The organism is Roseateles oligotrophus, assembly GCF_014204525.1.
In the GTDB taxonomy this organism is placed as follows: Bacteria; Pseudomonadota; Gammaproteobacteria; order Burkholderiales; family Burkholderiaceae_C; genus Paucibacter_A; species Paucibacter_A oligotrophus_A.
The window spans coordinates 1,010,364-1,025,989 of the sequence record NZ_JACHLP010000001.1; the positions used below are offsets into that span (position 1 = coordinate 1,010,364).

A 15,626-nucleotide genomic window follows, 5' to 3' on the forward strand; every position below is an offset into this window, starting at 1 on the left:
CGTGCTCAGGACTCGGTGGAGGCCGCCGGCTGCTTGGCGCCAAACAAGGCTGCCACCTTGCGCTTGGGCTTGATATTGGCAGACAAGCCCTTGGGCGCGGCCGCAGCGCCCGCGGCACCCTTGTCCCAGGCCGGCAATTCGGCACTGGTGCTGGGCTCATAAGGCTTGTCAAAGAAGGCATCCCGCGCCGGCTGGCGATACACGGGCCGCGGCGCCACGGGCGCACGGGCCGCCTCGCTGGCGGCGGGCTCAGACTCCCAATCCCGCCTCGGGCGAGGTGCACGCTCGGGACGAGCCGGACGCTCATCCTCCAACTCGATGGCTTGCAACTCGATGCTGCGCTTGAGCAGCTTCTCGATATCGGCGACCAGGCGCGCATCCGAACGCGTCACCAGGGTCACGGCAATGCCCGAGGCGCCAGCGCGACCGGTACGACCGATGCGATGCACATAGTCCTCGGCATTGAAGGGCACGTCGAAATTGAAGACCGCTGGCAGATCGGCAATATCCAGGCCGCGGGCCGCCACGTCCGTGGCAACCAGCAGGTCCACCTCCCCACGCTTGAAAGCCTCCAGCGACTTCAAGCGCTCGTCCTGCGACTTGTCGCCATGCAGGGCGGCGGTGCGCAAGCCATCACGCTCAAACGAACGCGCTAGACGCGCCGCACCGAGCTTGGAATTGACGAAGACGATGGACTGGGTGATCGCTCGCTCGCGCAAGACCTTGCGCACGACGCCGCGCTTGTCATCATCGCTGACGCTGTAAAAGATCTGCTCGACATTGGTGGCCGTGGCATTGGGCCGGGCCACCTCAACCAGCACCGGATCCTGCAAATAGCTTTGCGAGAGGCGCTTGATCTCGGGCGAGAACGTGGCCGAGAACAGCAGGGTCTGGCGAGCCTTGGGCAGATGGCTCAGGATGCGCTGCAGATCCGGCAGGAAACCGATGTCCAGCATGCGGTCGGCCTCGTCCAGCACCACGTACTCCACCTGGTTGAGCACGCAGTTCTTGGCCTCGATATGGTCCAGCAGGCGGCCGGGCGTGGCGATCAAGACTTCGACACCGCCCTTGAGCACCAGGGTCTGAGGCTTCATATCGATGCCGCCGAACACACAGGTTACGCGCAGATTCGTGTGCTTGGCATAGGCCTTGATATTGTTGGCCACCTGATCGGCCAACTCGCGCGTCGGCGCCAAAACCAGGGCGCGCACGGGATGGCGGGCCGGTGAGGCGCTGGCATTCTCGTGCTTGAGCATGCGCTGCAGCAGCGGGATGGAAAACGCTGCCGTCTTGCCGGTGCCGGTCTGCGCCGCGCCCATGACATCGCGACCCTCCAACACAATCGGAATCGCCTTCGCCTGAATAGGCGTCATCATCGCGTAGCCGGAGTCGGCAATTGCGCGAAGCAGCTTGGCGTCGAGGGGTAAAGTGTCGAAGCGCGAGGGCGCGACTTCCGTAGCTTGGGTTTCGGTCATCCCGCGATTATCCGCTATGTGCGGATCTCAATCGGGTTTGCCCGAATCTGCGGTCCCGGGACCGCCCCTCAGCTGCGCGCTGAACACCATCCACTTAGGTGTACGGAAGCGCACGATGCGCCAGTACAGGCCCACATAAATCAAGCCAAACAAGACCATGCAAATCACCAGCATGGTGGTCGAGTCCCAGAACAGCAAAGCCGGCACCAGAGAAGTCATGCACAGCGTCCAAAGATAGGGCGCCGTCATCGAGTTGCGCTGCGTCATCGCCCGCGCGTCACGCGCGCCGACCGCCCAACGCATCAAGCGACGGTAGATCAGGGAATGCAAATGAATGCCGTCCGGCAAACCTGGCGGCGTGGCGCGGATAAAGCGGCGGCGGTAAATGGAGAACAACGTCTCGAACACCGGATAGACGCACACCATCAAGGGGAACAGGGGCGAGACCTGGGAATGCCGGGCAATCAACAAGATGCCGATCTCGGCCAGGAAGAAACCGATGAAGTAGGCCCCGCCGTCACCCAAAAAGATCAGGCCCGCAGGGAAGTTCCAGACAAAAAAGCCCAGCACCGCCCCAACGCCCGCCAGGGCCCAAAGCGTCAACTCCGTATCGCCAACCTGGTAGGCCACATAGGCAAAGCTCAGCAACATCAATGTCACGCACATGGTGGACAGGCCATTGAAGCCGTCAATGATGTTCACCGAGTTGGCCACACCCGCCACGGCGAACACCGTGGCCGCCAGCGCACCCAGGCTTGTCCCCACAATCCAGTCCAAGCCGATGATGTCTGTGCGGGTAATTTTTCCATCCAAGATGTAAAAAGCCAACGCAGCCGAGGCCATCGTGGCCAGCAAGCGCTTGCCCGGCGAGACCTTCTTGGTCAGGTCTTCGATCAAACCAGCAGCAAAAGCAGGCAGACCGCAAACCAGCAAAAGAAAGCCCAATCGAGCAGTTGTTGAGCCTTGCTCCCAGGCCATCAAAACGCAAGCCAGCAAACCCACGAACATGCCCACTCCGCCTATGCGGGGCACGGGATGCGAGTGGAATTTTTGCGGGCCCGAGAGATCGCCGTCAGCGGACAAATGACCGTGCGCATGGGACGAATGGATCACGAACAATGTGACAGCCGCCGCAATGAAAAAGGGAACGAGAAAAAACATCATGTGAACAGTGTAGCCAGCCCCACCGAGGGTTCCACCTAGGCCCGGCAGCCGCAGGGCTAGAATCCGCCGGTCAATAAGTGACGCGACTTGCGTCTGCTTGAAAATTCCCCCAGCGAGCGCCCATGATCTTTTCTGAGTTTCGAACAAGCTTCTCGTCAAATTGTCCTCAGCGCAATACAGCGAAGTCACATGGCACCATCGATCGGGCTCCAGCGTTTGCGCGCCTTGCCTTGATTTCCGCTCTCGTTTCACAGGCACTTTTAGTAGCACCAGGCAGCTTCGCAGCAGACGCCGAGGCAAGCACCGCCAGTAACGGCAACTCAAACAGCGAAGCCGGCCCAGTTCGCCTGCGCTCCAGTACACCGCCCGCCAGCCAAGCCAATCGAACAAGCGACGAGGCTACCGACGAACGACTGCAGACTGCTCGTGCGACCGCCACGGCAGAATCCCGCGAACGCTATTTACCCAGCGAATTCGAACGTTATGTGCAGCGCAGCGCTAGCGCAGAAACGCCGGTTCGGCGCTTTGGCTCCGAACTGATGAGCAACACTGGCCGCCAAGGCATGGCCCAGGAAGCCAGTAGCCAGATCCCGCAAGACTATGTCATCAGCGTGGGCGACGAAGTGCTGGTCACGCTATGGGGTTCGGTTGAGGCCGATTTACGTCTTGCCGTTGACCGCAGCGGGCGCGTCACCCTGCCCCGTGTCGGCCCCGTCATGGTGGCTGGGCTGCGCTACTCGGAGTTGGAGCGCGCCATCGACCAACGCGTCGCCCAGGTCTTCCGCAACTACAAACTCAGCGCCTCGCTGGGCAAGCTGCGCAGCATCCGCATCTATGTCACGGGCTTCACCCAGCGGCCCGGCGCCTACACGGTCAGCAGCCTTGCAACCTTGGTCAATGCCTTGATGCAGGCGGGTGGCCCGTCGTCTGCCGGCAGCTTCCGCCAGATCGAATTGCGCCGCAACGGCAAGACCATCAGCAGCTTCGATTTCTATGACTTGCTAATCAAAGGCGACAAGACGGCGGACCGGGCATTGCTGGCAGAGGACGTGATCCACATCGGCGCAGTGGGCCCCCAGGTCGCGCTTATTGGCAGTGTTAACAAGCCGGCCATCTTTGAGTTGAAGCCGCAAGACACTCTGGAAGACGTCCTGGCTATGGCGGGTGGCTTTACCGCTGTTGCAGACCGCAGTCGCTTCACTGTCGAACACCTGGATGCTCGAAATGACGCGCGAATCACTGAATTGAGCCTGCCCCAGCAAGCCAAACAGAAGCCGCGCGACGGCGACATTTTGCGTGCATTTAGTGCTGTAGAAGCCTCATTACCCCAATTCAGGCAAAGCAAACGCGTCAAGGTTGAAGGCGAAGTTCAGCGCCCCGGCGAGTTCATCCTGCCCGCCAATAGCAGCCTGGCTGACGCTATCCGTGCCGCCGGCGGCCTGACTCCCGATGCCTATGTCTTCGGCACCGAGTTCAGCCGTGAAAGTACCCGCCTCTCCCAGCAGGAAAACTATGACCGAGCACTGCGAGACATGGAAACCGAGTTTGCCCGCAGTAACTCCTCGCAACGCACAGCAAATGCTGATGAAGCTTCGGCTCAAGCAGCAAAGGTTCAAGGCTCAAATCAACTGATTCAACGCCTTCGCGCCATCAAACCCACGGGTCGAATAGTTCTGCAACTAAGCCCGGCTTCCAAAAATCTTCCGGAACTAGCCGTGGAAGACGGCGACCGCCTGTTGATCCCTGCGCACCCCAATACCGTTGGCGTGTTTGGCAGCGTCTTCAACGGCGGCAGCTACTTGTATGGCGACGGCAGCACAGTCAATGACTTCTTGAAACTGGCGGGCGGCCCGACTCGTGGTGCTGACACGGCCAGCATCTTCGTCTTGCGCGCCAATGGCAGCGTGATCAGCTCACGCCAAAAATCTGGTTGGCTACTTTCAGGTGGTGGACTGGACGGTATGACGGCCCTTCCGGGCGACACCGTCTTCGTGCCTGAGGAAATGAACAAAACCACCTTCATGCAAGAAGCCAAGGACTGGACGCAGATCCTCTATCAGTTCGGCTTGGGTGCTGCAGCACTGAAGACTATCAAGAACTGAAATAAATTTTCAAGGAATCCTGTGACTGACGTTACAACCGTAGAGCCATCACCAGTGACGGCCAATATCGAAGACCAATTCACTCGTGTGCTCCATACTACCCTCCAAAATTGGAAGCTCTTAACCATCACTCCGCTGCTCACAGGCGCGCTGGCACTTGGGATTAGCTTCTTGTTACCGCCGATTTTCACTGCCAAAACCACTTTCCTTCAACCTCAACAGCCTCAAAGCTCGGTGTCAGCTGCACTCGCGTCTCTCGGACCTATAGCAGGCATGTCGGGGAGCACCAACTCCGGCCGGACGTCAGCCGAACAATACATTGCGTTTCTACAAAGCGCGTCGGTCACGGATCGAATAATTGATCAGTTTGAACTACAAAAACTCTATGACACGCCATTTAAGACAAAGGCTCGCAAAGCACTAAACGCTAACGTTCGCATTACAGCCAACAAAAAAGATGGCATCATCAGCATAGAAGTAGACGATACCGACCCAAAACGCGCAGCCAGTCTTGCCAATCGTTTCGTTGACGAATTACGCATATTCACTAGCACTCTCGCATTGACCGAAGCCCAACAACGTCGAGCCTTTTTCGATCGTCAATTACAAGCCACCCGCAACAACCTAACTAAAGCTCAAATTGCATTACAAGGTAGCGGCTTCGACGGCAATGCACTGAAAATTGATCCCAAAGCGTCCGCAGAGGCATTCGCCAAAACCAAGGCCGCCGTTGTTGCTGCCGAAGTAAAACTACAAGGAATGCAAACTTCCCTGGCACCCGGCGCGATCGAACTGCGGTTGGCAGAGTCGAATTTAACTGCACTTCGCGCGCAGTTAAAGCTCATGGCCGACACATCGCCAGCGCCATCTGTTAGCAACGAATACATTGAGCGCTACCGAGATTTCAAATACCAGGAAACACTATTTGAACTATATGCAAGACAGCTTGAACTAGCTCGAATGGACGAGGCTCGAGACGGCCCACTGATCCAAGTTATTGATGCAGCAACCCCCCCTGAACTCAAGAGCAGACCACAACGTCTTGATATCGCCATCAAAGCCTCCTTGACTGCATTAATAATTTTGTTGGCCTGGCTCATCTTCCGACTGCGTTTTCACCGCTAACAAGCAGGAAAGCTGCTTTAACTCTGCCAGAGAGAGAGAGAGAGAGAGAGAGAGAGAATGGCATCCACTCCATAATTGGATAAACATAGCCACAATCAAGTCACTTCCAAAGCCCTGGGACTCCCATCAAATGGGGGAAAATACCAAACAGAGAAATGCGCACGAGGAAGTCAGTCGCAAAAATCCAGAACGCCGTTGAAACGCCCACCTACCAGACTCGGCGCAAAACCGCAAGACTTAGTCCCGCAACCTCACGAACGGCGACTCAAACAAGCGATCTTGGCAAGCATAGGTTTACCGATCGCAAGTTCTGATAACATCACAATGTTCACAGACGGAACAGACACCTTCTCTTCTCATCCAACAGCAGCCCATTTTGACTGCCAACGTACCACCCTCTTTCGATGAGGACCTACTTGCCCTAGCTGTGCTCCGGGCGATAACAGAGCGACCGAGCCTCACACAACGCCAGTTGGCCGAATTGCTCGGCATAAGCTTGGGCAAGACAAATTTCATCGTCCAAGCCGTACTAAAACGCGGTTGGTTGAAAGTTGAGAACTTCAAGCGCAGCACTAACAAGTGGGGATACATCTACATCCTCACCTCTCAGGGCATCAGTGAGCGGCTGAGATTAACGCACACTTTCATTCAACGGAAAGAAGAGGAATATGAGTTACTCCGCAGAGAAATTGACCAACTCAAACAAGAAATAAGCCACGCCTCATCTTGAAGCTCATCCGCTGAGCAGAGCGCGACAATCGCCAATACACCCATTCCAAGCAATCGATCAACGCCATTTAGACTAGACCCTTAACGTCATGCTCAACAACAAGTCCATTCTCGTCACCGGTGGCACCGGCTCCTTCGGCAAAGCCTTCATCAGGACAGTGCTTGAGCGCTTCCCCGACGTCAAGCGCCTAGTGGTATTTTCGCGCGATGAACTCAAGCAGTTCGAAATGGCGCAGCAGTTCCCCGGCGAAAATTATCCAGCCATCCGTTACTTCATCGGAGATATCCGCGACGAGGGTCGTCTGCGTCGCGCGCTTGAAGGCATCGACATCGTTGTGCATGCCGCCGCCTTGAAACAGGTACCCGCCGCCGAATACAACCCCTTTGAGTGCATCAAGACCAATGTCCTCGGCGCGCAGAACCTGATTGAAGCCTGCCTGGACAGCCAAGTGCAGCGAGTCGTCGCTCTCTCGACAGACAAAGCGGCTGCGCCGATTAATCTCTACGGCGCCACCAAGCTGTGCTCGGACAAGCTCTTTGTTGCGGCCAACAATATCCGGGGACATCGCAACCTCAGGCTTAGCGTCGTGCGTTATGGCAATGTAATGGGCAGCCGTGGCTCCGTGATTCCGTTTTTCCTCGATAAGCGCAAAACCGGTATCCTGCCTATCACTGACCCGGCGATGACGCGCTTCAACATCTCGCTGCAAGAAGGCGTCGACATGGTGCTCTGGTCGATCGAAAACGCGCTAGGCGGTGAAGTGCTAGTACCGAAGATTCCGTCCTACCGCATCACGGACGTGGCCAATGCCGTCGCCCCGGACTGCGAACAGAAAATCGTCGGCGTGCGCCCAGGTGAAAAGATCCACGAGGAAATGATCACCGCCAGCGACAGCCTCAATACGGTGGACCTTGGTGCCTATTACGCGATCCTTCCTTCGGCAGGCCTGTACTCGGTGGACGAGTATTGCGAGCGCATGAATGGCGTCCGCGTGCCAGTTGGATTTGCCTACGAGAGTGGCTCCAACCCTGATTTCCTGAACGTTGACCAGTTGCGCACTCTGATCGACCAACATGTCATCGGCAAGGCAATTGACTGATCCCGATCACGGCGAGTACTCGATCATGTCCTTCATCCCCTACAGTTGCCAGAACATAAGCGATGCAGACATCGCGTCCGTTGTCGACACCCTGCGCTCGGACTTCCTGACCCAAGGGCCTGCCATCGCGGCATTTGAGTGCGACTTTGCCACGCGCCACCAGGTCGCTCACGCGGTCGCGGTCGCCAACGCAACGGCAGGACTCCATATTGCCTGCTTGGCCTTGGGCATCGGCCCCGGTGATCGCGTCTGGACCAGCCCCAACAGCTTCCTCGCCTCCGCCAATTGCGCACGCTATTGCGGCGCCGACGTCGATTTCGTCGACATCGATCCCGCCACCCGCAATATGTCGCTGGCAGGTCTGCGCGCCAAGCTGGAACAGGCGGCCGCGGTCGACCGTCTACCGCAGTTACTAATCCCCGTGGACTTCGCGGGCCTGCCGTGCGATCTCCGGGAAATGCGAGAACTCGCCGACCGCTACGGATTCCAGATCCTGGCGGACGCTTCTCATGCGACCGGAGCAAGCTACCTAGGTCGACCGGTCGGAAGCCAGTATGCGGATGCCACGGTCTTCAGCTTCCACGCCGTCAAGATTGTGACGACTGCGGAAGGAGGTATGGTCACCACCCAGAATGCCACGCTGGCCGCGCGACTGCGCAGTCTGCGCTCGCATGGCATGACGCGCGAACCCAGTGCTATGGAGGGCACGCCCGACGGGCCCTGGTACTACGAGCAGACCGAACTCGGCTTCAATTATCGCCTTACCGACCTCCAGGCGGCCCTGGGCTCGGCCCAGTTGAAGCGCCTAGACGAGATGCACGCGCAGCGACGCCAATTGGCCGAACGCTATGACAGTCTGCTGACCGGCCTGCCCGTGCGCTGCCCGGCGCGTGTACCAGAGCGTGTGTCAGCATGGCATCTGTATGCGATCGAGATCGACATGGAGCGTACCAGGGTGACCCGGTTGCAAGTTTTCAACGCGCTGCGCGATGCCGGCATCGGCGTCAACGTTCACTACATCCCAATCCACACCCAGCCCTACTACGCGCGGCTGGGCTTCAAGCGCGGCGATTTCCCAGCGGCCGAGCATTACTACGCCAATGCGATCTCGCTGCCGCTGTTCCCGGCACTAACCGAGGCCCAACAACAGCGGGTGGTCGACGTTTTGCGCAACACCCTGGTCTGACGGAGAGATCCGATATGGAGCTAGCACTCGGAACCGTCCAGTTCGGTCTCGCGTACGGTATCGCCGGCAGTGGTCAAGCCGTGCCGGATCAACAGGTACGGCAAATTCTCGCGACGGCCAAGCAGCATGGTGTCCGCACACTTGACACCGCGTCGGCCTATGGCGACATCGAGCAGCGCCTTGCGGACCTATGCGGCGACCACGACTTCAACGCGATCTCAAAGATTGCCCCGGTGCCAGCCGAACTCGACGGCGCGACTGCCGCCGCATGGGTGCTCAAGCAGGCGCAGCAGTCACGTCAACGCCTCGGAGGCCGCCTCAAGGGGCTGATGCTGCATCGCGCCGACGATCTGCTTGATGCCCGCACCGACCGGATCTGGCCCGCGCTCGAGCGCTGGGCAGCAGCAGAGGCCGTCGAACTCGGTGTCTCGTGCTACAACCCCGCCACCTGCCTGCACATTCGCGAGCGCCTGCCAATCCAGCTGGCCCAACTGCCCGGCAACGCCTTCGATCAGCGCCTGCCTCAAGCACTGCCATCCGCATTGCCGGATCTGCAGGTCCATCTGCGATCGGCATTCCTGCAAGGCCTGCTGCTGATAAACGAGTCGGTAGCCGCTCAGCGGCTGCCCGCCGCCGCACCGGCGCTGCGACGCTGGCACGACTGGTGCACGCAGCGAGACCTTACACCGCTGGTTGCTGCATTGTCAGTTGTCAAGTCGTTCGACGCGGTGGCTACCGTCCTCGTCGGCGTCGACTCGGTCACCCAACTCGAGCAAATCGTCACCGCATGGGCTCAGGCTCGCGCCATCAAAGCACCCGAATTGGTCGAGCAATCGCTCGCCGTCATCGACCCCCGATCCTGGAAGCAATGACCCCCTCTTCCGTTACGCCACGCCGCGTCGTCATCATCCAAGCGCGCAGTTCCAGCTCACGTTTCCCTGGTAAGGTCCTGGAGCCGCTGCTGAACCTGCCACTGATCGTCTTCATGGCGACACGTGTGCGCCAGTCTAAGCTGGCCGACCATGTCATGGTCGCCACCAGCACCGACCCCAGCGACGACACGCTGCATCGCACCCTGATCGAGCACGGCATCGCCTGTCACCGAGGTAACCTCAATGACGTCCTCGACCGTTACTACCAGGCGGCCTGTGCCGCCGAGGCCGACCATATCGTGCGGCTGACCGGTGACTGTCCCCTGATGGATGCAGATCTCATTGATCGCGCGCTCGGGTTGCTGGCCAGCGACGATCTCGACTACGTCTCCAACATCGCCCCGCCAAGCTATGCCGACGGCCTCGACGTCGAGGCATTCACCATAGCAGCGCTACGCGAAGCCTGGCAGAACGCGCGGCTGCCGTCAGAGCGCGAACATGTAACGCTCTATCTGCGCGCCGGACATGCGCATCTGCGCACCGCAAATTGGAGCGGCCTGACTGACCTCTCGTCACTCCGCTGGACAATCGATCACCCGGACGATTTGGCTCACGTCAAGGGGTTGCTCAAAGAAATCGGTATCGACGCACCGACCGGCTTCGACCGCTTCGACATCTACCGTGGCATAGAACGTCGCAATCTGGGTGCAGGCGCCCAGCACCAGCGCAACGAAGGCTTGGCCAAATCCTTGGCCGCCGAATCTACCTCTCATCACATCGGCTGAGACCTCAGGAGCAAATCACCCCATGCGCAGCTTTGAAAAATCCCAAGCCTATCTGGAACGTGCAGAGAAGGTCATTCCGCTCGGCAGCCAAACCTTCAGCAAGAGCCGCACGCAGTACCCGATCGGCGTCTCACCGTTCTTCATAACACATGGTCAGGGCAGCCGCGTCTGGGACCTGGACGGCAACGAATACATCGATTTCGTCAGCAGCTTGGCATCGATCACTCTCGGCTACCAGGATCCCGACGTAAACCAAGCCGTGCGCTCCCAGCTCGACGAATCCGGCGTGATCTTCTCTCTGCCCCACCCGCTTGAGACCGCAGTAGCCGAGATGCTCTGCGAGATGGTGCCTTGCGCCGAGATGGTCCGCTTCGGAAAGAACGGTTCGGACGCCACCGCCGGCGCGATCCGCGTGGCGCGCGCATTCACGGGTCGCGACCGCGTGGCCGTCTGCGGCTATCACGGCTGGCAAGACTGGTACATCGGCAGCACAGCGCGCCATTTGGGTGTTCCGAACGCCGTGCGCGACCTGACCCACACTTTCAAGTACAACGACCTCGCTTCGCTAGACACCCTGCTCAGCGCGCATCCGGGCGAGTTCGCCGCCGTGATCCTCGAACCGATGAACGTAATCGAACCCGCGTCGGGCTTCCTCGCAGGCACCAAGGAGCTGGCCGAGAAGCATGGCGCCGTGCTGGTCTTCGATGAGACAATCACCGGTTTCCGCTATGCCAACGGCGGCGCCCAGGAGCTCTTTGGCGTGACGCCGCATCTGGCCACGTTCGGCAAGGGCCTGGCCAACGGCTATCCGATCTCTGCCATCGTCGGCCGACGCGACATCATGAAGACAATGGAGGACATCTTTTTCTCGTTCACCTTCGGCGGCGAAGCGCTCTCGCTGGCCGCAGCGAAGGCCACGCTGACGAAGCTGCGCAGCGCTCCGGTGGTGCAGACCCTGACCGCCCATGGCAGAAAGATCATGGCCGGCCTGAGCGATATCATCGAAACCCACCAGCTCGGTGACATCTTCGGCACCAGTGGCCATCCAACCTGGAGCTTCTTGAACATCAAGGACGGCCGCGGCGTTAACGCCTTCGAGATCAAGACGCTGTGGATGCAAGAGATGCACCAGCGCGGCATCCTCTCAGTTGGCACACACAACGTCAGCTACGCGCATCGCGACAGCGACATCGACGCGCTGCTGCAAGCCTATCGCGAGGTACTGCCCTACATCGGCGACGTGCTGAGCAAGGGGCAGTTGACCAGCGTGCTTCGCTGCGAGCCGCTGGTGCCGCTGTTCAAGGTTCGCTGAGCGCACCACGTCTAGCCCCCGCCATGTCCGCTATGCCGCCGCTGATCGTCATCCGCGCCGATGCGTCGTCGCTGATCGGCTCCGGCCATGTGCGGCGCTGCCAATCGCTGGCCGAGGCCCTGCTCGACCAGGGTGCGGCGGTGTTGTTCGTAGTGCGTGCCGGCATGAGCGGCGAGGCGCTGTTCGATGGGCGGGCGCTCAACACGGTCTTCCTGCCCCCGCGCACGGCGTCCGCCGCCGTCCGGCACGACGATCCGGCGCACGCACACTGGCTCGGCGCAAGCTGGCAGGACGATGCCGCCGACACCCTCGAGATCCTCGGCGAGCGCAAGGTCGCAGCCGTCGTCGTCGACCATTACGCGCTCGACGCGCGCTGGCATGCGCAGGTTTCGGAACGACTCGACTGCAAGATCGTGGCAATCGACGATCTGGCGGACCGCCCGCTCGCGGCCGCGCTGATCGTCGACCACAACCATGCCGAGAGCCACGCCCGGAAGTACGCTGTGGCGAACCAGCACGCCAGCCCCATCCTCGGCGGACCGCACTTCGCCCTGCTCGGCCGGCGATTCCGATCGGCCTCGCGCAATCCAGCCGCCGCAGATGTGCGCAGCATCGGCATCTTCATGGGCGGCATCGACCTCGAGAACTACTCCGAACGCGTCGTGCGAGGCCTGCGCGACACGGCCGATTTCAACGGCGACCTCGAGATCGTCAGCACGCGCTCGAACCCCAACCTCGTGGATCTCCTGAGGCTCGCCGAACTCGACGGGCGCTGCAGCGTCAGTCTAGACCTGCCAGACCTCGCCGATTTTTTCGGCCGCCACGAACTTCATATCGGCGCCGGTGGCGGCGCCACCTGGGAACGCTGCTGTGTCGGCGCGCCATCGCTGGCGGTGATCGTGGCTGACAACCAGCGCCAGGTGCTCGATCCGCTGGCACGTCTAGATGTGCTGGCCGTGACCGATATGCCCGCCCCGGATGCGACAGCGATCGGCGCACGTGCGCGCGCGCTGATCGATAGTCCCGCCCTGCGCCTGCAGTTGTCCCACAACGCAAAGGAACTCGTCGACGGTCAGGGCTGCGTCCGGGTCGCCCGCGAGATCGAATCACTATGCTGAACGTCACCATCATCTGCAGCGACCCGCTGCATCCTATTTATCCACGCCTGCGGCAATGGGCGAGCGCGCAGCCCAAGTGCACGCAGGTTGAGATCGTGCAGAAGGCCGCCGATGCCAAGGGCGGCGATCTGCTGCTGCTCGTGTCATGCCATGAGATTATCAAAACTCCACTGCGCGAGCGCTATCGCCACACTCTCGTGATCCACGCGAGCGATCTGCCGCATGGAAAGGGCATGTCGCCGCATATCTGGCAGATCCTCGAGGGTAGAACCGAGCTTGTCGTCACCTTGCTGGAGGCGGTCGACGGTCTCGACGCCGGTGACATCTGGCACCAGGAACGCATCCACGTCCCGGCGACGGCTCTGCACGACGAAATCCATAGTCGCCTGTTCGATGCCGAACTGCGCTTGATGAGTTGGGCACTCGACAATCATGCGACGGTGCAACCGCGTGCCCAGAGCGGCGAATCCTCCTTCTACCGCAAGCGCACGCCCGAGGACAGCCGTATCGACCTCGACAGCACGCTTGGCGAGGCCTTCAATCAGCTGCGTGTCGCCGACCCGCAGCGCTACCCGGCGTTCTTCGAGTACGAAGACACCCGCTTCAAGATCGTTATTGAAAGAATGTGATGATGGAAATCCAGATTGGCGATCGCAAGATCGGCCCGGCGCATCGCCCCTATCTGATTGCCGAGATGTCCGGCAATCACAACCAGTCGCTCGAGCGCGCGCTGGAAATCGTCGACGCGGCCGCGCTATCGGGCGCCGACGCGATCAAGCTGCAGACATACACGGCCGACACGATGACGCTGAACACGCGGGCGCCCGGTTTCGTGATCGAAGATCCGAACAGTCTGTGGGCCGGGCGGCAGCTCTACGACCTCTATCATGAGGCGCACACGCCCTGGGAATGGCACCGCCCGATCATGGAGCGCGCCAAGGCCCAGGGCATGCATTGCTTTAGCACGCCGTTCGATGACACGGCAGTCGATTTCCTCGAGTCGCTCGACGTTCCAGCCTACAAGATCGCCTCATTCGAATGCACGGATCTGCCGCTGATCCGCAAGGTCGCGGCGACCGGCAAACCAATGATCATCTCGACCGGCATGGCCAAGCTCAGCGAGATCGACGATGCCGTGCGCGCCGCGCGCGCAGCCGGTGCCAAGCAGATCGTGCTGCTCAAATGCACGAGCACCTACCCGGCTAGTCCCGATAACACCAACGTTGTCACGATCCCGAACCTACGCGCCGCGACTGGTTGTGTAGTTGGATTGTCTGACCACACGATGGGCTGCGGCGTCGCAATTGCGGCCGTGGCACTCGGCGCCACGCTGATCGAGAAGCACTTCACGTTGCGCCGCGCCGATGGCGGCGTCGACTCGAGTTTCTCGATGGAGCCGGCCGAGTTTGCTGCGCTTCGTTCCGAGAGCGAACGCGCTTGGCTGAGCCTTGGCACAGTTTCCTATGGCGGCAGCAGCGCCGAGGAGAAATCCAAAATCTTCCGTCGCAGCCTATACATCTCGGTCGACATGAAGGCAGGCGATGTCCTCTCGGCACGGAACATGCGCATCATCCGTCCCGGTTTCGGTCTGCCTCCAAAGTACTATGACACGCTACTGGGCAAGCGAATCAACCGCGACGTGACGGCCGGCACACCAGTCGACTGGGAACTCCTGGCCTGAGCCTCCTACCTGTCATGACCAACTTCGTCGAACGTTTTCACGCACTCGCAGCTTGGCTCATTGCCAAGCTAGAGCGCGGCTGGACGGTCTATGTTGAAAGCCTGCCATCGATGGCCGACAACTTTATGTGGCTGCTGGTCATTTCGGCGTGCGCGTTCGCGATAGAAGCGATCACGGTAGGCTGGCGCGAATGTTCCCTGCGAAAAGTTTTGGGGTTATCGGGGACGGTGCGCAACGATCTGTTTGCGTTGTTCCTCAACTACTCAGGCATAGGCAACTACATCGCCTTATTGATGACCTTTGCGCTGATCTATTTCCCTGTCAAACATCTTCGCGCTTTCATCGGTACACCTCTTCTGCAGTTCGACAGTCTGCTTGTCGCCGGTCTAATCTACATCTTATTGGCCGACTTCTCTATGTATTGGTTCCATCGATTTGCGCATCGATGGGGGGCCCTGTGGTCGGTGCACGCTTACCATCACAGCGCCAGCGATATGACCATCCTCAGCGGCGGGCGTGAGCACCCATTGGTGTTCCCGTTGATTTCCGTGTGGATGATCGTGCCAACAGCCCTACTTGCCCCGCAGCAAGAGGTGGGCTGGCTGCTGGTAGTTCTGGTGCTAACTCGCATTCACGGTCTGCTGATCCACAGCAACATCCTCTCAGATTGGGGTTGGTTCGGCCGCTACGTGCTTGTGTCGCCGGCCATGCATCGAGTCCATCACGGTGTTGCAAACGAGTTCCACAATAGCAATTACGGCAGCCTGCTGACCTTATGGGACCACCTTTTCGGAACCTGGAAGGATCCACGATGCATGGGTGGTTCCCGCATAGCCGTGGGTCTCGACGACGTCGGTGGCGATCTTCCGCCATGGCGATATCTGATGCGAACCTATTCAGCCTTCCTCACCTCATTCTTTTCGCCATTCCAGGGTCTCATCAGGCGCCTGCGCCGCACATGAACTCCTTAACCACCA

At 59.8% G+C, this 15,626-nt stretch carries 14 protein-coding genes; 12 read left to right on the top strand and 2 right to left on the bottom strand.

Features of this window, described 5'->3' with window-relative positions; genetic code table 11:
• Positions 1-5: 5 nt before the first annotated feature.
• A complete protein-coding gene (locus tag HNP55_RS04560) occupies positions 6-1,475 on the bottom strand; it encodes a DEAD/DEAH box helicase (protein WP_184296548.1) in 1,470 nt (489 codons plus the stop codon).
• 27 nt (positions 1,476-1,502) lie between these two features.
• The gene (locus tag HNP55_RS04565) at positions 1,503-2,639 is read right to left on the bottom strand and encodes an MraY family glycosyltransferase (protein ID WP_184296730.1); all 1,137 of its coding nucleotides are present in this window, start codon (positions 2,637-2,639) and stop codon (positions 1,503-1,505) included.
• Positions 2,640-2,869: 230 nt separating this feature from the next.
• On the opposite strand from HNP55_RS04565, the gene HNP55_RS04570 reads away from it, so the two are divergent.
• The 12 genes from HNP55_RS04570 (at position 2,870) to HNP55_RS04625 (ending at position 15,611) form a co-directional block, all read left to right on the top strand.
• Positions 2,870-4,741 carry an SLBB domain-containing protein gene (locus HNP55_RS04570; RefSeq protein WP_184296550.1) on the top strand — a complete coding sequence of 624 codons (1,872 nt, stop codon included), beginning with the start codon at positions 2,870-2,872 and terminating at the stop codon, positions 4,739-4,741.
• 54 nt (positions 4,742-4,795) lie between these two features.
• Positions 4,796-5,866 carry a Wzz/FepE/Etk N-terminal domain-containing protein gene (locus HNP55_RS04575; RefSeq protein ID WP_348648654.1) on the top strand — a complete coding sequence of 357 codons (1,071 nt, stop codon included), beginning with the start codon at positions 4,796-4,798 and terminating at the stop codon, positions 5,864-5,866.
• A 427-nt stretch (positions 5,867-6,293) separates the two neighbouring features.
• Positions 6,294-6,596, top strand: a complete 303-nt coding sequence (locus tag HNP55_RS04580; RefSeq protein ID WP_184296734.1) for a MarR family EPS-associated transcriptional regulator — start codon at positions 6,294-6,296, stop codon at positions 6,594-6,596.
• Positions 6,597-6,684: 88 nt separating this feature from the next.
• A complete protein-coding gene (pseB, locus tag HNP55_RS04585; protein ID WP_184296552.1) occupies positions 6,685-7,695 on the top strand; it encodes a UDP-N-acetylglucosamine 4,6-dehydratase (inverting) in 1,011 nt (336 codons plus the stop codon).
• 25 nt (positions 7,696-7,720) lie between these two features.
• A complete protein-coding gene (pseC, locus tag HNP55_RS04590; protein WP_184296554.1) occupies positions 7,721-8,881 on the top strand; it encodes a UDP-4-amino-4,6-dideoxy-N-acetyl-beta-L-altrosamine transaminase in 1,161 nt (386 codons plus the stop codon).
• Positions 8,882-8,895: 14 nt separating this feature from the next.
• A complete protein-coding gene (locus tag HNP55_RS04595; protein ID WP_184296556.1) occupies positions 8,896-9,753 on the top strand; it encodes an aldo/keto reductase in 858 nt (285 codons plus the stop codon).
• Complete coding sequence (locus HNP55_RS04600) at positions 9,750-10,538, top strand: cytidylyltransferase domain-containing protein (RefSeq protein ID WP_184296558.1); 789 nt, start codon at positions 9,750-9,752, stop codon at positions 10,536-10,538. Before HNP55_RS04595 ends, HNP55_RS04600 begins: the two co-directional genes overlap by 4 nt.
• Positions 10,539-10,560: 22 nt before the next feature.
• Positions 10,561-11,850, top strand: a complete 1,290-nt coding sequence (locus HNP55_RS04605; protein ID WP_184296560.1) for an aminotransferase class III-fold pyridoxal phosphate-dependent enzyme — start codon at positions 10,561-10,563, stop codon at positions 11,848-11,850.
• Between the two features lie 23 nt (positions 11,851-11,873).
• Positions 11,874-12,968 (top strand): UDP-2,4-diacetamido-2,4,6-trideoxy-beta-L-altropyranose hydrolase, encoded by a 1,095-nt coding sequence (pseG, locus tag HNP55_RS04610; protein ID WP_184296562.1) that lies wholly within the window; start codon positions 11,874-11,876, stop codon positions 12,966-12,968.
• A complete protein-coding gene (locus HNP55_RS04615) occupies positions 12,962-13,597 on the top strand; it encodes a formyltransferase family protein (protein WP_221439441.1) in 636 nt (211 codons plus the stop codon). Before pseG ends, HNP55_RS04615 begins: the two co-directional genes overlap by 7 nt.
• The gene (gene pseI, locus HNP55_RS04620) at positions 13,597-14,649 is read left to right on the top strand and encodes a pseudaminic acid synthase (protein ID WP_221439442.1); all 1,053 of its coding nucleotides are present in this window, start codon (positions 13,597-13,599) and stop codon (positions 14,647-14,649) included. The genes HNP55_RS04615 and pseI overlap by 1 nt, the downstream gene beginning before the upstream one ends.
• Positions 14,650-14,663: 14 nt before the next feature.
• Complete coding sequence (locus HNP55_RS04625; protein WP_184296566.1) at positions 14,664-15,611, top strand: sterol desaturase family protein; 948 nt, start codon at positions 14,664-14,666, stop codon at positions 15,609-15,611.
• Positions 15,612-15,626 lie beyond the last annotated feature (15 nt).